Source organism: Micromonospora sp. KLBMP9576 (genome assembly GCF_050941805.1).
In the GTDB taxonomy this organism is placed as follows: Bacteria; Actinomycetota; Actinomycetes; order Mycobacteriales; family Micromonosporaceae; genus Micromonospora.
The window spans coordinates 2,262,797-2,279,095 of record NZ_CP194567.1 but is presented as its reverse complement, the minus strand read 5'-3'; the positions used below and the strand labels follow the sequence as shown (position 1 = coordinate 2,279,095).

General features: G+C 74.0%; 16 protein-coding genes and 1 pseudogene. 11 read left to right on the top strand and 6 right to left on the bottom strand.

Annotation, left to right across the window (positions count from 1 at the left end; translation table 11 throughout):
• Window positions 1–28 precede the first annotated feature (28 nt).
• Window positions 29–241, top strand: coding sequence for a hypothetical protein (locus ACQ452_RS10160; protein ID WP_433392554.1), 213 nt, complete (start codon window positions 29–31; stop codon window positions 239–241).
• A 42-nt stretch (window positions 242–283) separates the two neighbouring features.
• Here ACQ452_RS10160 and ACQ452_RS10155 read toward each other — a convergent pair whose 3' ends face one another.
• Window positions 284–847, bottom strand: coding sequence for a TetR/AcrR family transcriptional regulator (locus ACQ452_RS10155; RefSeq protein ID WP_433392553.1), 564 nt, complete (start codon window positions 845–847; stop codon window positions 284–286).
• Between the two features lie 74 nt (window positions 848–921).
• Between ACQ452_RS10155 and ACQ452_RS10150 the strand changes: the two genes are divergently transcribed.
• Window positions 922–2,691 carry an ABC transporter ATP-binding protein gene (locus ACQ452_RS10150; RefSeq protein ID WP_433392551.1) on the top strand — a complete coding sequence of 590 codons (1,770 nt, stop codon included), beginning with the start codon at window positions 922–924 and terminating at the stop codon, window positions 2,689–2,691.
• Here ACQ452_RS10150 and ACQ452_RS10145 read toward each other — a convergent pair.
• Complete coding sequence (locus ACQ452_RS10145; protein WP_433392549.1) at window positions 2,688–3,173, bottom strand: hypothetical protein; 486 nt, start codon at window positions 3,171–3,173, stop codon at window positions 2,688–2,690. The genes ACQ452_RS10150 and ACQ452_RS10145 overlap by 4 nt on opposite strands.
• A gap of 161 nt (window positions 3,174–3,334) precedes the next feature.
• Here ACQ452_RS10145 and ACQ452_RS10140 point away from each other — a divergent pair, with 161 nt between their 5' ends.
• Window positions 3,335–3,712, top strand: coding sequence for a DUF6401 family natural product biosynthesis protein (locus ACQ452_RS10140; protein WP_433392547.1), 378 nt, complete (start codon window positions 3,335–3,337; stop codon window positions 3,710–3,712).
• A gap of 165 nt (window positions 3,713–3,877) precedes the next feature.
• Here the strand turns inward: ACQ452_RS10140 and ACQ452_RS10135 are convergent, their stop codons facing one another.
• Entirely contained in the window at window positions 3,878–4,747 is an 870-nt protein-coding gene (locus ACQ452_RS10135; protein WP_433392545.1) for a mechanosensitive ion channel family protein, read from the bottom strand.
• Between the two features lie 189 nt (window positions 4,748–4,936).
• Here ACQ452_RS10135 and ACQ452_RS10130 point away from each other — a divergent pair.
• Window positions 4,937–7,067: pseudogene (locus ACQ452_RS10130) on the top strand (SpoIIE family protein phosphatase).
• A gap of 104 nt (window positions 7,068–7,171) precedes the next feature.
• Window positions 7,172–8,461 carry a cation:proton antiporter gene (locus tag ACQ452_RS10125; RefSeq protein WP_433392543.1) on the top strand — a complete coding sequence of 430 codons (1,290 nt, stop codon included), beginning with the start codon at window positions 7,172–7,174 and terminating at the stop codon, window positions 8,459–8,461.
• A 66-nt stretch (window positions 8,462–8,527) separates the two neighbouring features.
• On the opposite strand, the gene ACQ452_RS10120 is transcribed toward ACQ452_RS10125, so the two are convergent.
• On the bottom strand, window positions 8,528–9,469 hold the full coding sequence (locus ACQ452_RS10120; RefSeq protein WP_433394080.1) for an NAD(P)/FAD-dependent oxidoreductase: 942 nt from the start codon (window positions 9,467–9,469) through the stop codon (window positions 8,528–8,530).
• A 205-nt stretch (window positions 9,470–9,674) separates the two neighbouring features.
• Here ACQ452_RS10120 and ACQ452_RS10115 point away from each other — a divergent pair, with 205 nt between their 5' ends.
• Entirely contained in the window at window positions 9,675–9,890 is a 216-nt protein-coding gene (locus tag ACQ452_RS10115) for a DUF3072 domain-containing protein (protein ID WP_433392541.1), read from the top strand.
• Here ACQ452_RS10115 and ACQ452_RS10110 read toward each other — a convergent pair.
• A complete protein-coding gene (locus ACQ452_RS10110) occupies window positions 9,884–10,399 on the bottom strand; it encodes a metallophosphoesterase family protein (protein ID WP_433392539.1) in 516 nt (171 codons plus the stop codon). The two genes, ACQ452_RS10115 and ACQ452_RS10110, sit on opposite strands and share 7 nt — an antisense overlap.
• Window positions 10,400–10,537: 138 nt before the next feature.
• On the opposite strand from ACQ452_RS10110, the gene ACQ452_RS10105 reads away from it, so the two are divergent.
• The 3 genes from ACQ452_RS10105 (at window position 10,538) to ACQ452_RS10095 (ending at window position 13,205) form a co-directional block, all read left to right on the top strand.
• On the top strand, window positions 10,538–11,122 hold the full coding sequence (locus tag ACQ452_RS10105; RefSeq protein ID WP_433392537.1) for a general stress protein: 585 nt from the start codon (window positions 10,538–10,540) through the stop codon (window positions 11,120–11,122).
• A gap of 603 nt (window positions 11,123–11,725) precedes the next feature.
• Window positions 11,726–12,208, top strand: a complete 483-nt coding sequence (locus tag ACQ452_RS10100; protein WP_433392535.1) for a MarR family winged helix-turn-helix transcriptional regulator — start codon at window positions 11,726–11,728, stop codon at window positions 12,206–12,208.
• Window positions 12,209–12,218: 10 nt separating this feature from the next.
• Window positions 12,219–13,205, top strand: coding sequence for a pirin family protein (locus ACQ452_RS10095; protein ID WP_433392533.1), 987 nt, complete (start codon window positions 12,219–12,221; stop codon window positions 13,203–13,205).
• Between the two features lie 56 nt (window positions 13,206–13,261).
• Here the strand turns inward: ACQ452_RS10095 and ACQ452_RS10090 are convergent, their stop codons facing one another.
• Window positions 13,262–13,390, bottom strand: a complete 129-nt coding sequence (locus ACQ452_RS10090) for a hypothetical protein (RefSeq protein WP_433392531.1) — start codon at window positions 13,388–13,390, stop codon at window positions 13,262–13,264.
• Window positions 13,391–13,531: 141 nt separating this feature from the next.
• Here ACQ452_RS10090 and ACQ452_RS10085 point away from each other — a divergent pair, with 141 nt between their 5' ends.
• Both ACQ452_RS10085 and ACQ452_RS10080 read left to right on the top strand, forming a co-directional pair.
• Entirely contained in the window at window positions 13,532–15,121 is a 1,590-nt protein-coding gene (locus tag ACQ452_RS10085) for a phospholipase D family protein (RefSeq protein WP_433392529.1), read from the top strand.
• 308 nt (window positions 15,122–15,429) lie between these two features.
• The gene (locus ACQ452_RS10080) at window positions 15,430–16,257 is read left to right on the top strand and encodes a SigB/SigF/SigG family RNA polymerase sigma factor (protein WP_433392527.1); all 828 of its coding nucleotides are present in this window, start codon (window positions 15,430–15,432) and stop codon (window positions 16,255–16,257) included.
• Window positions 16,258–16,299 lie beyond the last annotated feature (42 nt).

Sequence of the window (16,299 nt, the reverse complement as noted above, 5' to 3'; positions counted from 1 at the left end):
GCCCTCGTTGGCGCGCAAGACTTTCGGAATGCATCAGGGCTCCGGCATCCTCTCCACGCGTCAGCGCCGCCTGGCTTGGCTCGGCTTTCTCCTCGCCGCGCTCCAGGCTCCCGTCTCGGCCAAGCTGAGCTCGGACGACTCCTGGTTGTTCAGCATCTGCGTCGCGCTGATGGTCGCCACCGTAATCATCGCCGACGACGCGGCCCGGCGGCGCCCGGCCGACGCCCGCCCCACAAAGTGACGCGGCGGCCGGGGGTGGCGTCCCGGCGGCGCACCGGCCGGATCAGGCCGGCTTGACGGCGATCGCGCCGTCGACGGTACGCAGGATCAGGCGCAGCACCTCGTGCCGGGAGGCACCGGTCTCGGCGAGGTAGGCCCAACCGGCGTAGAGCTGGGACCAGATCAGGCTCTGCACCCAACCCTCCGGCAGCTCCGGATCGATCGTGCCGTCGCGGTGGCCGCGCGCGACCATCGCGACGAACTCCGGATCGCAGCCGCCGCCGGTCGAGCCGGTGCCGGTCTCCGGCTCGCTGAAGATCAACGACAGCAGGTTGCCGAGGTCGAAGTATTCCTGGCAGAGCCGGCGCACGGCCGACGCGCCGGTGCCGTCGGCCATCCGCGCCTGGGCGGTCGCCCGGGCCAGCCGGGCGCCGGCCTCGGTGCCGATCGCGTTCAGCAGGTCGGCGCGCTCGGCGAAGTAGCGGTGCAACGTCGTACGCCCCACCTCGGCGGCGGCGGCGATGTCGCCGAGGGAGGCGGCGGGGTTGCGCCCCAGCACCTCGATCGCCGCGTCGACGATGGCCTGCCGGGTGCGGGCGCGGCTGCCGGAGACCTGCTGATCACTCACGTCGGCGAGAATAGCAACCCGTCTTTTCGGAATTCCGGTTGACTGCGACGGAACACCGATGTTCCATTCAGGGCATGACTTCTTCCGCCCCGGGTCTCTCCCGGCTGCGTACGCTCGTGTCGTTCCTCGCCCCGCACAGACGGACGATGCTCCTGGGCCTCGGGCTGGGGCTGGCCGCCAACGCGGCCGGGCTCGCGACGCCGATGGTCACCAAGTGGGTCCTGGACACGCTCGGCGCCGGCGAGTCGATGGCCCGCCCGATCGGCGCCCTGCTGGCGCTCGTCGTCGTCGGCGCGGCCGTCTCGCTGTGGCAGTGGCGGCTGCTCGGGACGCTGGCCGAGCACATCGTGCTCGACGCGCGTACCGCGATCGTCCGGCACTACTTCCGGGCCCGCGTCGGCGAGCTGCAGGGCCGACCCACCGGCGAACTCGTCACCCGGGCCACCTCCGACACCCAACTGCTGCGCGAGGCGTCCGGCAGCATCGTCGGCCTGGTCAACGCCGGCATCGCCCTGGCCGGCACGCTCGTGCTGATGGGGGTGCTCGACCTGTACCTGCTGGGCTGCACGCTGGCCGCCGTGCTCGTCGTCGCGGTGGTCATGGGCGCGCTGATGCCCCGCATCGCGAAGGCGCAGGCCTCGGCGCAGGAGTCGATAGGCGCGTTCGGCGGCACGCTGGAGGGCACGCTGCGCGCGATCCGCACCGTCAAGGCCAGCCGGGCGGAGGCCCGGTCGACCGAGCGGATCGTCGCCGACGCCCGGCAGGTGGCCGCGCACAGCGTACGGGCGGCGCGGGTGACCGCGACGGTCTGGACGATCGCCTGGACGGGGATCCAGCTCTCGGTGATCGCGATCCTGGGCATCGGCGCCTGGCGGGCCCAACGGGACCTGCTGGAGATCTCCAGCCTGATCGCCTTCCTGCTCTACACGTTCCAGCTGATGGGGCCGATCACCGAGCTGACCCAGAACACCACGGCGTTGCAGGCCGGGATCGCGGCGGCGGGACGGATCCGCGAGATCGAGACCATCCCCACCGAGTCGGCGGGGCCGGCGCCCGCACCGGCGGCACACGCCGCGACGCCCGACACGCGGCAGCCGGTGCTCGTCTTCCAGGGCGTCACCGCCCGGTACGGGCCGGACGCGCCCCCGGCGGTGCGGGACATCGACCTGACCATCCCCCGGCGGGGCCACACCGCGATCGTCGGGCCGTCGGGGGCCGGCAAGACCACGCTCTTCTCGCTGATCCTGCGCTTCCTCGAGCCCGAGCGGGGAAGGTTGCTGCTCGACGGCCGCCCGTACGCGGCCCACGGGCACGACCAGGTGCGGGCCCGGCTGGCGTACGTCGAACAGGAGACGCCCGTGGTGCCCGGCTCCATCCGCGACAACCTGCGCTTCACCCACCCCGACGCCACCGAGGAGGAGATCAGGGCGGTGCTGCGCGCCGTCCGCCTCGACGACAAGGTCGACTCGCTGCCGGCGGGGCTGGACACGTCCCTGTCGTCCACGGAGGTGTCCGGCGGGCAGCGCCAGCGCATCGCCCTGGCCCGGGCCATGCTGCGCACCCCCGACGTCCTGCTGCTCGACGAGGCGACCGCGCAGGTCGACGGGCTGACCGAGGCGGCGTTGCAGGAGTGCATCCGGCAGCGCGCCGCGGCCGGCGCCGTGCTCACCATCGCGCACCGGCTCTCCACGGTGCTCGACGCCGACCGGATCGTGGTCATGGAGCACGGCCGGATCCGGGCCCAGGGCACCCACAGCGAGCTGCTGGCCGGCGACGACCTCTACCGCCGCCTGGTCAGGGCGCTGCGCATCTCGGCCGAGGAGTCCGTGGTCGCGACGCGCTAGCGCTCCCCGCTCCCGTTCAGTGACCGCCCGGCTGGCCCTTCGCCCCCGGGGCGGGCCTCGTGCCCCGGGCGGCCCCGGCTGCGCCGCCGCTCCTTCATCTCCGCCTCGTAGAGGTGCCGGCGACCACCGACGAGTTCGTCCCGGGCGGCCCGGTCGAGGTCGCGGAAGAGTGCGTAGTAGCCGTCGTCGAAGTCCTCGACGATCTGGAACGTCCACCGCCCGGCGATGACGTTGCGACCGAGCAGCTCGGTGTCGATGCGGTCGGCGATCCGGTCGTGGCCGGCGGCGCGGAACGCCGCCACGGCGTCGTCGAGCATCAGGTCGGCGTGCCCGACCAGCTGGTGCATCGAATAGAGGTGACCGCGGACCCGCTCGACGCACTCCAGCGCCTCGCTGAGCTTGCCGAGCGCCGCCACCGTCTCGTCACCGACCCCGGCGGGTCTGCGGTGCCGCTCGTCCGGCCTGTCCCCGTGTCGTCCCATCCGTCCCTCCAGGTGTCGGCGTCGCCCGTCCGGGCGGTTCTCCTCCTGCCCCGCGCGCGCCGGGTCAATCCCCGCGCGTCCGTTGACCGTTCGGGGGAGGGCCAAAAACCCGCCGAGCGGCCGAGGTCGACCCCGGGGCCGGCCGGATAGCCTCGGTTACCATGCGTGTGCCGTTCAACCGGGTCGAGGCCCGTTCCGCCGCCAGTTCGGCGCGGGCCGCCCTGGCCCTGCTCTCCACTTCGGTCGGCGCCGACGGGCTGGCCGCCGCCGCCGCCCGGCCGGGCCTGCTCGCCCTGGTCGACCAGCACGCCGCGGCGGTGCGGGAGAGCCTGGACGGTGACCGCCGGCCACTGAGCGCCGCCGCGCTCGCCGGCTACGCGGAGGGCGTCCGCGCCGCCGCGCTGGAGCACGGCTGGCAGCTCCCCACGGCACCGGCGGACTGGTCCGCACCGGACTGGCTGCTCACCCGGCTGCTGGCCGTCTGCGCGCTGGCCCGTTCCCTCGGTGCCCCGACACCCGCCCCGCTCCCCCTGGTCTGAGCGGACGGCCCGGACCGGCGGTCCCGCCCGGGAGCGTCCGGCGGCGTCGCCGCGCCCCGCCCGGAGGTGTCCGGCGCCGGCGACACCGCGCCCCGCCCGGGTGGACGCGCCGGAGGGGCGCCCGCACGTCCGCGGACACCCCTCCCGTAACGCCCCACCGGCCGGTCAGCGACGGAACTGCTGCGTCTCGTCGCCCGCGTTGCCCGACTGGTAGGTGCCGCTCCCGCCGGTCGTCGACGCGGGCTGCGGCCCGCGCGGCATGACCTCGGTGCGCTCGGGGGCCGTCCGGTCGGCCATCTGCCGGCCGACGTCGGTCTGTCCGGCGTCCCGGGCCCGGCGGTGCTCCTGCACCGCCCGCGACTCCTCGGCCATCCGGTCCAGCCAGCGGTCCCAGCGGTTCTGCATCGGCCGCACCAGGCCGCCGCCGACGCCGACGATCAGGATGCCGGCCACCGTGGCGAGCACCGCGATCAGCACCCGCGTGGTGACCGTGGTGGCGATGCCGACCTGGTTCAGCGCGGCGATCACACCCAGCGCGATGATGAAGATCGCCGTCAGGTCGGCGAGGATCTTGCCGTACGAGAGCCCGCCCAGCGCACCGGTGACGATGTCGCGGACGGCGTTGGCGATGGCGGCGGCCACGACCACGACGATGATCGCCACGAAGGCGCGTGGCAGCCACGCGACCACGCCACCGATCAGGTCACTGATCGCGTTCGGACCCCACACCCCGAAGGCGAACTGCAGGGTGAACAGCAGCACGGCGTAGTACGCCAGTTTCGCCAGGATGTCGCTGGCGTCGTACTTGGTGCGTTCCAGCGCACGCTTGATGCCGCCCCGTTCCACCGCCCTGTCGAAGTTGACCCGCTCCAGCACGGCGTCCACGATCTTGAGCACGGCTTTGGCGATGAGCCATCCGACCACGAGGATCGCGATGAACGCGATGGCCCGCGGTATGAACAGCAGCACCGACCTCCACATGTCGGCCACGGCGTCGCCGATGTCGACCTGCCTGACCGCGAGGCTTTCCGGCATGATGTCCCTCCTGTCGCATGGACTGCGCCGCGCGCATACCCGGTGACCGACGCGGCACGCCGTACCGGTCACCGAGTTTTTTTCCGACATGTCCCCGCAGAAGGGCCCTGAACTGCCCGAACGTGCTGCCCCGACAACGCGGGGCGCACGATCGAAACCGGCGACGGAGCCTGCGGCTAGGCTGCGGTCATGCCAGGAACGGTCGGACGGGTCCCGAACCCACCAGCCCCGGTCTCGGGAGCACCCACCGCGTCGGGCACGGCGGCCACCGTCCGAGGCCACGACTGGGGCGGCACCGCGCTCGGCCCGTGGCGGGCGTGGGATCCGGCGGTACGCGCCGCCGCCGAACTGCTCCTCGCCTCGCCCATGCCGATGGCGCTCGCCCTCGGCCACGAGCACCTGCTGCTCTACAACGACGCGTACGCGGAGCTGCTCGGTGACCGGCACCCCGCCGCGATGGGCACGCCGGCGGCCGAGGTGTTCCGGGACACCTGGCTGCTGCCCGGCGTCGGCGACGCCCTCGGGCGCACCTACCGCACCGGCGAGCCGTTCCTGGAGAAGGAGGCCACCGTCGCGTTGCACCGCGGTCCCGGCCCCGTCGAGCAGGGCATCTTCACCCGGGCCTACTCGCCGGTGCGGGACGGCTCCGGGCGGACCGGCGGCGTGCTGATCGTGGTCGCGGAGACCGCCCAGGTCACGCAGCAACTACAGAGCCTCAGCGACTTCGCCGCGGCACTCGCCGGCACCCTCACCCTCGACGACGTGGCCCGGGTCGCGCTGCGCTACGCGATCAACGCGTTCGACGCCGACCAGGTGTCGTTCGCCGTCGACGAGGGCGGCGGCGGCTGGCGGATGGTCCGGCGCATCCGCGGTGAGCTGGTGGACGAGGCCGACGAGCGGCTTCCCCCGCTGTGGCGGCGCGTCGGGCCCGACTGGCCGGGTCCGGTGGTGACCGCCGCCCGCGGCGGCGTGCCGCAGTACGTCGACGACGACCGGCCGCTGCGGGACATCGCGGTGGACCGGCACGACCAGAAGGTCCGCTCGCTCGCGGCGGTGCCGCTGCGGGCCTCGGTGGTGCGCGGCGGCCTGACGGTCGGCTACCAGGCCCCCTACGTCTGGTCGGCCGCCCGCCGGGCGCTGTTGTCCGCCTCCGCCGAACTGGTCGGCCAGGCCGCCGAGCGGGCCCGCCGGTTCGAGACCCAGCACGGCACCGCCCAGCTGCTGCAACGCAGCATGCTGCCGGAGCACCTGCCCGACCTGCCCCGGATGCGCATCGCCGCCCGCTACGACCCGGGCGTCGACGGCAACGCCGCCGGTGGCGACTTCTACGACGCGTTCCTGCTGCCCGACGGTGGCCTGGGCATCGTGCTCGGCGACGTCGCCGGCCATGACGTGCAGGCCGCCGCCCGGATGGGACAGGTCCGCGCCGCCCTGCGGGCGCTGGCGCTGAGCGACCCCCGCCCCGACGCCGTGCTGGCCGGGCTCGACCGGCTGGTCACCAGCCTGGGCGCGGAGGGCGACACGTACGAACTCTTCGTGACGGTGGTCTTCGGGGTCGTCGACGTCGACCGGCAGCGGCTCACCCTGGCCAGCGCCGGCCACCCCGCCCCGCTGATCCGCCGGTGCGGGCCCGACGGCGTCGCGGTCGCCGAATACCTGGACGTGCCGGCGGGCGCTCCGCTGGGGCTCGGCTCCCGTCCGCCCACCGTCACGGTGCGCTTCGCCCCCGGCGACACCCTGCTGCTGTTCAGCGACGGCGTGGTGGAGCGGCGCTGGCAGGACCTGAGCACCGGGCTGGACGCCCTGGCCGCTGCCGTCACCGGCGCGGGCAGCGGCGACCCCCGCGCGTTGTGCGGGGTGGCCACCGCGGCGGTGCCCGGCGCCACCGAGGACGACGTGGCCGTGCTGGCGGTGGAGCACGCGCTGCGGCCGTCCCGGTCGACGAGCATGCATGGAGGTGCCGGCCGAGCCGACCGCGCCGAGCCGGGTGCGGCACTGGATGACCGCGCAGCTCACGGAGTGGCAGGTCGCCGAGTCGATCATCGGCGCGGCGGTGCTCTGCACCAGCGAGCTGACCACCAACGCGCTGCTGCACGCGGGCACCGCCGCCCGGGTGGAGATCGACCTCAGCCCGGAGCGGCTGCTGGTGTCGGTCGCCGACTCGGGCACCCGGGGCACGGTGACCCGCGCGCAGACCGACGCGCTCAGCAGCCGGGGCCGTGGGCTCGGGCTCATCGAACAGCTCAGCGACGCGTGGGGGACGGACCCGACGGTACGCGGCTCCACGGTCTGGTTCGAGATCCTCATCCCGCAGCGGTGACTTCGCGGCTCCCGTGACCCCGAAAGAGGAATACGAGAAGTCTTCCGGGGGCAAGGACTTGCACCACCTGCCCGCACGCCGTGGGCGAGGCGAGAGGTGGGGTCGTGGAGCCGGTAGACGTCGCGTTCGCGGTGGTCGGTCTGGGCGCGTTGCTGGCGGGGGTGCTGCCCCGGTTGCTCGAACACCGGCCGCTGTCCATGCCGATCGCCTTCCTCGGGCTGGGCATGCTGGTCTTCCTGCTCCCCGTGGGGCTGCCGGACCCCGACCCGCTCGCCCATCCGGAGGTCGCCACCCATCTCACCGAGATCGGTGTGATCGTGGCGCTGATGGGTGCCGGGCTGAAGATCGACCGACCGTTGAGCTGGGCCCGCTGGTCGTCGACCTGGCGGCTGCTGGCCATCGCCATGCCTTTGTGCATCGCGGCCGTGGCGCTGCTCGGCTGGTGGTGGGCCGGCCTGGTGCCGGCCGCCGCGCTGCTGCTGGGGGCGGCCCTCGCCCCGACCGATCCCGTGCTCGCCGCCGACGTGCAGGTCGGCGAGCCCACCGACGTCGAGGACTCCGAGGACGAGGTCCGCTTCGCCCTGACCTCGGAGGCCGGGCTCAACGACGGGCTGGCCTTCCCCTTCGTGTACGCGGCCATCGCCATCGCCACCACCAGCCTGGCGCCCGGCGAGTGGCTGGGCCGCTGGTTCGGCGTGGACGTGCTCTGGAAGGTCGCGGCCGGGGTGGCGGGCGGCTGGGTCGTCGGCTGGCTGCTCGGCAAGCTCTTCTTCCGGGCTCCGAGCAAGCTGCGGTTGGCCCGGCACTCCGAGGGCTTCCTCGCGCTGGCCGCGACCTTCCTGGCGTACGGGCTGGTGGAACTCGTCAGCGGGTACGGCTTCCTCGCGGTCTTCGTGGCCGCCCGGGCGATCCGGGCCGCCGAACGCACCCACGAGTTCCACTCCGTGCTACACGACTTCGCCGAGCAGGTGGAGCGGCTGCTCACCGTGATGCTGCTGCTGCTCTTCGGCGGCGCGGTCGTCGGTGGCCTGCTGGGGCCGCTGACCTGGCCGGCCGCCGCGCTCGGGCTGGCGCTGATCTTCGTGGTCCGCCCGCTGGCCGGGTGGCTGTCGCTGCGGGGGGCGCCCGGGCGGCCGGCCGAGCACTGGGTGATCGCCCTGTTCGGCATCCGGGGCGTCGGCTCGTTCTACTACGTCGCGTACGCGACCGCGAAGACCGACTTCCCCCAGGCGGACCTGATCTGGGCAACCGTCGGGCTCGTGGTGATCGTCTCGGTGGTGGTGCACGGTGTGGCGGCGACGCCGGTGATGCAGTTGCTGGACCGGGCCGGGCAACGCACCGCCGACCCGAGCGAGCGTGGCCGCGCCGACGAGCCCCTCACCGCCGCAAGCTGATGGTGCGCTGCGCGGGGCAGGGCGCGCCGCGCGGGCTGTTCGCCCCGGCGGTGGTCGGGGCCCTCCTCACGCCGGGATCAGGCGGTTGACCAGGGCGCGACCGAGGTCGCGGCCGGAGAGCCAGGCGCTCTGCACCCTGGGTTCGCCGAAGGCGTCGCCGGCCAGGCCGACGCCGTCGGCGTCGAGGTGGTGCGTCCCGTCCAGGCCGGCGGTCGGCTTCGCGTACGTCCAGCGGTGCACGTGCACGTGCTCGGCCGGTTCGGACAGCCCCAGCAGGTCCTGGACCGCCTCCTCGATGGCCGGGCCGGCCCTGGAGGGCTGGGCTAGGTGGCCGGCGGCGAAGCCGGGCGTGGTGTGCGCGACCAGCACCGGCGCGTCGTCGCCGCGCCGGTCGCCGTCGTCGCAGACGAGGCGCAGCAGCGGGTGGTCGTTGACGAAGGCGCCCCGGAAGGTGGCCCAGCGCCGGGCCGGAAAGCACAGCACCCCGGCCAGCGACGGCGACCAGCGCTGGGCCTGGGTGGCCCGGGTGGCGGCGTCCAGCGCCGGGGCGAGCAGCAGGGCCGCCTGCGGTCCCGGCATGGCCAGCACCACCGCCTCGCAGGGCCGCCCGTCCACCACCGGCCCCGGCTCGACGCCGAGCACGAGCCGGTCCACGGTCACCGGCAACTCCCGGGCCAGGTGCTCCACCAGCGAGCGCAGCCCCCGGGCCGCGGCCCAGCGCATCGGCCCGGGCACCTCGCGCCGGCCGTCGGCGCCGTACGCGACGAAGGTGTCGGTCCACTCGCGGACCAGTCCCGCGGCGCGCCACCCCTCGACCACCTCGGCGAAGTCCGGATCGCTGACGGTGAGGTATGCGGCGCCGAGGTCGACGGGCCGGCCGTCGAAGCGCCGGCTGGCCATCCGCCCGCCGGGCACCCGGGCGCGCTCCCGGATCTCCACGGGGACGCCGGCGCGGACCAGTTCCGTGGCGCAGGCCACCCCGGCGATGCCCGCACCGACCACGACCACACCCGCCCGGCCCTCCGCAATCATCCGGTGATGTTATGCGCACGCGCGGTGCTGGTGTGCCCGCGCCTCGCACGTGGACGAGCAGGGCGGCGCGGGCGCGGCTGCCGGGCGCGGGCGGCGCGCCCGGCGTCCGCCACGCGGGCACCCGCATACAGCGGCGCGACACGGGGTATTGGCACATCCGTTCGAGGAGAGGTGGGAGATCATGACGGACCGCATCAGCAGCGAGCCCCAGCCGCAGGGCGCCATCAAGGACCCGGACGAGTGGGTCACCGGCGAGGAGCCGCCGACCGCCGCCCAGGAGTCGTACCTGGCGACCCTGGCCCGGGAGGCCGGCGAGGAGCCGCCGGAGGGCCTCACCAAGGCGGAGGCCTCGAAGCGGATCGACCAGCTCCAGGAGGAGACCGGTCGCGGTCAGTGACCGGGCGGGCGGCGCGGTGGCAGGCGGTGCAGCTCGACCTCGTCGAGCCGCCCCGCCGCCACCCGCGCCGTCACGTACGTGGCGTACGGCTGGGCCCGGCGGTCGGTGGGCGAGCCAGGATTGAGCAGCCGCGGACCGCCCGGGGCGACCGTGTCCCAGGGAATGTGGGAGTGGCCGAAGACCAGCAGGTCGGTGTCGGGAAAGCGCGCCGCGCAGCGGCTCTCCCGTCCGGCCTTCGGACCGGTCTCGTGCACGACGGCGACGCGTAGCCCGTCGAGGTCCACCCGGGCGACCTCCGGCAGCGGGGCGCGCAGCGCCGCCGGGTCGTTGTTGCCGTACACCCCGACGAGGCGGCGGGCCCGGCGGCTCAGGGCGTCGAGGAGCGCCTCGTCGACCCAGTCGCCCGCATGCAGCACCACGTCGGCGGCGTCGATCGCCGCCCAGAGCGGCGCCGGCAGATCCCTGGCCCGCTTCGGCACGTGGGTGTCGGCGGTGATGACCAGGCGCATGCCGCCATTCTCGCCGATGACCACCCCCGGCGCCCGCGCTGCGGGCCGTCGCGCCGGGAACGGGGCTCGGTATCCGCCCACGGCGGCGTTACCCCGCGGCGGCGGCGGGAACGCGGTCCGTTGACGAAGGAGGAACTCATGACCACACCGTCGAGTCCCACCTCGGCATGGCGGCCCGGAATGTCGGGCGGCGACACGCTTCCGTCCGGCCCGACCGGCCCACCGGCGGCACCCGGCCGGGACGGGCACGGACCGGAGCACGGCCCGCCCACCGTGACGATCGGGTCGTACCCGGATTATCCGTCCGCCCAGCGGGTCGTGGACCATCTGGCGGACAACCGGTTCCCGGTCGAGCACAGCGCCATCATCGGCACGAACCTCGCGCTGGTGGAGACGGTGCTCGGCCGGCTGACCACCGGCCGGGCAGCTCTGGCGGGCGCCGGGACGGGCGCGTGGTTCGGTCTCTTCATCGGGTTGCTGTTCGGCATCTTCACCACCGGCAACTGGCTCGCGGTGATCCTGGTCGGACTGGTCGTCGGCGCGATCTGGGGCGCGGTGTTCGGGGCGGTCGCGCACGCGATGACCGGTGGGCGACGCGACTTCACGTCGGCCAGTTCGCTGCGCGCCGGCCAGTACGCGGTCACCGTCGAGGCGCAGTTCGCCGAGCAGGCCCGTCAGCTGCTCAACTCGATGCACACGATGTCGCCACCGACGTCCCGCTGACCACCCGCCGGCCGGGACCCGCCCGGGTCCCGGCCGGCGTCCGCACCGGTGCGGACGGCCATCGCCGGCGGCGCGGGGACTACCATCGCCGGCGGCGCGGCGCGGCGCGGCCGGCCCGCCCGGCCGGCCCCGGCCCACGGAACGCCCCATGCCGATGCCCGGCCCGGCGATGAGGCCCGACCTGGTGACCAGGCGCACCCGACCTGGCGGTGGCATCCCGACCCGGCGACCGACGCATCCTTCAAACCTGCAATAGTTCTCCCAATCACGAGAGTGGGCCGACAACGGCCCTCTCCCACCCCCCGCCGCGCCCCCCTTTGCTCTGCACCCACGGCCGCACCGGACACGCCGCGTGAGCGGTGCGTATCCGGCTGCAGAGCAAAGGGAGCCCGGAGGTGTCGGGGCGTCCCGGAGGCGCCGCGAAGAAGTGCCTGGCCAGCACCCACCCCGTGCCGCGCAACAGGTCCGGGCGGCTCCGTCGCGGGCTACGCCGGTTACGGGGAGTCAGGCCGGCGGCGTGGCCAGGATCCGGCCGGTAGGCCACGGAGTGACCCGGCGCACCGCAGACTGTTTCAAAATTGAAGAGATGCTACTGTCGGGGGCGTGACCGAGAGCCTGGACAGCGCCCGCCTCGCCGCTTGGCGGGCCTACATCGAGGCGAGCCAGCGGCTCTACACCCGCCTCGAGGACGACCTGCGCGCCGACAGCGCCCTGAGCTTCGCCGACTACCACGTGCTGGTGCTGCTCGCCGAGGCGCCGGGCCAGCGACTGCGGATGGGCGAGCTGGCGAGCCGCCTGGTCTTCTCGCCGAGCCGGCTGACGTACCAGATCTCCACCATGCAGCGGCGCGGCCTGGTGGCCCGGGAGTCCTGCCCGGACGACCGCCGAGGCAGCGAGGCCGTGCTCACCGCCGCCGGGCTGCTGGCCCTGCGCGAGGCCGCGCCGCACCACCTGCGTTCGGTGCGCGAACGCCTGATGGACGACCTCGACGACGCCGAGGTCGCCTGCCTCACCCGGATCTTCGAGCGACTCGGCCGGCGCCTGCGCGCGGACCACGACGCGTCGAGAACCCACCACCACAGCTGAGGAGCCCCCGATGCCCGCCATCACCGCCGACGACGTCCTCGTCCTGCCCCGCCTGCCCCGACTCGCCGAGTCCACCGCGTTCCGTCCGGTCCGCCGGCTCACCACCGCGCCGAGCGGCTACGAGGGTGAGGGGTTCCCGGTCCGGAGGGCGTTCGCCGGGGTGCCGGTCACCGAGCTGGACCCCTTCATCCACCTCGACCAGATGGGCGAGGTGGACTACGCGCCGGGCGAGCCGCGGGGCACCGCCTGGCATCCACACCGTGGTTTCGAGACGGTGACGTACATGATCGACGGAATCATGGACCACCAGGACTCGCAGGGCGGCGGCGGCACCATCACCGACGGCGACACCCAGTGGATGACGGCCGCGAGCGGCCTGCTGCACATCGAGGCGCCGCCGGAGCACCTCGTGCGCAGCGGCGGGCTGTTCCACGGCACCCAGCTCTGGGTCAACCTCCCCCGGGCGGCGAAGATGAGCCCGCCCCGCTACCAGGACATCCGCGGCAGGGAGGCCGCGCTGCTGACGACGCCGGACGGCGGGGCGTTGATCCGGGTGATCGCCGGCGAGATCGCCGGGCACCGGGGGCCGGGCTCCACCCACACCCCGATCACCATCACCCACGTGACCGTGCAGCCGGGCGCCCGTGTCGACCTGCCGTGGCGGCCGGACTTCAACGCCCTGGTCTACGTGCTGGGTGGGCGGGGCACGGTGGGCACCGACGGCCGGCCCGCGCACACCGGCCAGCTCGCCGCGCACGGCCCCGGCGACGCGCTGACCTTCGCCGCGGACGCCCGTCAGGACAGCCACACCCCGGCGCTGGACCTCTACATCATGGGCGGGCGGCCGATCCGGGAGCCGGTGGCGCACTACGGGCCGTTCGTCATGAACACCCGTGACGAGTTGCTCCAGGCGTTCGAGGACTTCCGCGCCGGCCGGCTCGGCGTCGCCCCCGCCGAACGGCTGCCGCACACCGACGACCGGGCCGGCAGGCCCTGAGCCCCACGACGGGCGGGCGCCGCCGGCAGGTGCCGGCGGCGCATCCGACGACGGCGTCAGGAAACGGCGAAGATGCCCGCCACCCCCAGGATCACCATGAGCAACACCGTGACCAGCGCACCCCGCTCACTCTCCACCGCCGGCTCGCGGTACTCGGGCACGGAGTTCGTCGTCTCGCCGGGCATGAAGTTGCCTCCTCGATGCTCGCGTCGTGCTCGGGTGGAGTGTCGGGGTCGTCCGAGCGGTCATCCGATGCCGGTCGGGATGCGGACCCGCGACAGGGGTCCTACCGTGAGGACGTTGTCGACCTCGGGGGGGCTGGAACGGTGGCACCGCGCAATTGGTTCCTCGACGCGGCCGAACGCGCCAACCCGGTGTCAGAGTTACCCGCCTGGACGAGCGGAAACCTTGCCGAGCCGTTAATTCACGGTGCCGCGTACTTCGATCGCCTGGTCGACGAGGTGGCGGCCCTGACGGCCGGCGACCACCTCTTCTTCACCGACTGGCGGGGTGACCCGGACGAGCGGCTGCGCCCCGACGGGCCGACCGTGGCGCAGCTCTTCGCGGACGCCGCGCAGCGGGGCGTGGTGGTCAAGGGCCTGATCTGGCGCTCCCACCTCGACGTCCTGGCCTACAGCGAGGCGGAGAACCGCAACCTCAGCGAGACGGTCTCGGCCGCCGGCGGCGAGGTGCTGCTCGACCAGCGGGTCCGCCGGGGCGGTTCGCACCACCAGAAGATGGTGGTGCTGCGTCACCTGCGGGCACCGGAACGCGACATCGCGTTCGCCGGCGGCATCGACCTGTGCCACAGCCGACGCGACGACGCCGAGCACCGGGGCGACCGGCAGGCGGTGCAGATGTCCACCCGCTACGGCGAGCACCCGCCCTGGCACGACGTGCAGCTCGCCGTGCGGGGGCCCGTGGTCGGGGCGCTGGACACCACCTTCCGGGAGCGGTGGAACGACCCGATGCCGCTGGACTCGGAGAACCCCCTCGCCTACCTGCGGGACCGGCTGCGCGGCGCGGACCTGCGCCCCGACCCGCTGCCGCCGCAGCCGGCCGACCCGCCGCCGTGCGGCCCGCACAACGTGCAGGTGCTGCGCACCTACCCGGCGGTGCGGCCCCGCTACTCCTTCGCCCCCGACGGCGAACGCACCGTGGCCCGCGGTTACACCAAGGCCCTGCGGCGGGCGCGACGGCTGATCTACCTGGAGGACCAGTACCTGTGGTCCGCCGAGGTGGCCGACCTGTTCGCCCGGGCGCTGCGGGAGAATCCCGACCTGCACCTGGTCGCCGTGGTCCCCCGCTATCCCGACGTGGACGGCCGGCTGGCGCTGCCGCCGAACACGGTCGGCCGCGAGCAGGCGCTGTCGCTCTGCGAGCGGGCGGCGCCGGAGCGGGTGCACGTCTTCGACGTGGAGAACCACGCCGGTACCCCGGTGTACGTACACGCCAAGGTGTGCGTGGTCGACGACGTGTGGGCCAGCGTGGGCAGCGACAACCTCAACCGCCGCTCCTGGACGCACGACAGCGAGCTGTCCTGCGCGGTGCTGGACGACACCCACGACGAGCGGGCGCCGGCCGATCCGGCCGGCCTCGGCGACGGCGCCCGCGTCTTCGCCCGGGAGCTTCGGTTGCGGCTGTGGCGTGAGCACCTGGACCGCGACCCCGACGGCGGCGAGGACGCCGACCTGATCGACCCGGCGGACGCCGTGGCGGCCATCACCGCCACCGCCGACGCGCTACGACGGTGGCACGACGGCGGGCGGGCCGGTCCCCGTCCGCCGGGTCGGCTGCTCCCGCACCGGCCGGAGCGGTTGCCCTGGTACACCCGGGCCTGGGCGCTGCCGGCCTACCGGCTGATGTACGACCCCGACGGCCGGCCCCTGCGGGCCCGCCTCTCCGGCACGTGGTGAGGCACCGACCGGATCGCGGGTGAGCTGTCAGGCGGGTAGGAGTGGGCCCGGTCCCGCGGTGCGACGGCGCGGCCCCGGCGAGGCCGGCGGCCCCGGTGTGCGCGCGACCCTTCGCGTAACCCGCCTCACAATCGGAGCCAGAATTGCCCGTTCTGCGGCATGGATGGCGGGAAATCACTTAAGTGCATCGTACTTTCGGCTAGATTTCGTCGCACCGATCGGGCTAAGGTGGCTCCCGAACGGACATCTGAAGTTAAACCTCAGCGTCACATCTTTCGTCCGGCGGACGAGGTGCAGGGAGGACCACCATGACCGCGCCAACGATCAGCGAACCGGCGACCACCACGCCGCCGGACGCCATCCCGAAGCTCGACCCGCGGGCGCTCACCGACAGCGCGGCGGATCTGCTCAACGCGATGGCCGCGCTGCCGGCCAACCACCCGTCGCGCGCCGCCCTGCGCGACCGGGCCATCGAGGCCTGGCTGCCGCTCGCCAACCACCTCGCGCACCGCTACAGCGGCCGGGGCGAGCCCACCGACGACCTGGCCCAGACCGCAGCCGTCGGCCTGATCAAGGCGATCGACAAGTTCGACCCCTCCCGCGGCGTCGACTTCGCCGGCTACGCGATCCCCACCATCATCGGCGAGCTGAAGCGGCACTTCCGCGACCGCACCTGGGACATCCGCGTCCCGCGCCGGCTGCAGGAGCTGCGGCTGGTCATCTCCGACGCCAACAGCACCCTGTTGCAGACCCTCGGCCGCTCGCCCACGGTCGCCGACATCGCCGCCCACCTCAAGCTCACCGAGGAAGAGGTGCTGGAGGGCCTGGAGGGCGCCCGCGCCTACAACGCGGTCTCGCTCTCCACCCCGACCGGCGACGGCGAGCGCGCGACCGAGCTGGGCGACATGCTCGGCGGCGAGGACGGCGAGTTCGAGCTGGCCGAGCTACGCGTCGCCCTCGGCCCGGCGCTGGCCACGCTCGACGAGCGGGAGCAGAAGATCCTCACGCTGCGGTTCTACGGCAACCTGACGCAGTCGCAGATCGCCGAGCAGATCGGCGTCTCGCAGATGCACGTCTCCCGGCTGCTGGCCCGCGCGCTGACCAAGCTGCGGGGGCAGCTCGACGGCACCTACTGAGCGGCGCCGCACGACGCCCGGTTCCCCGCCGACGGGGACCCG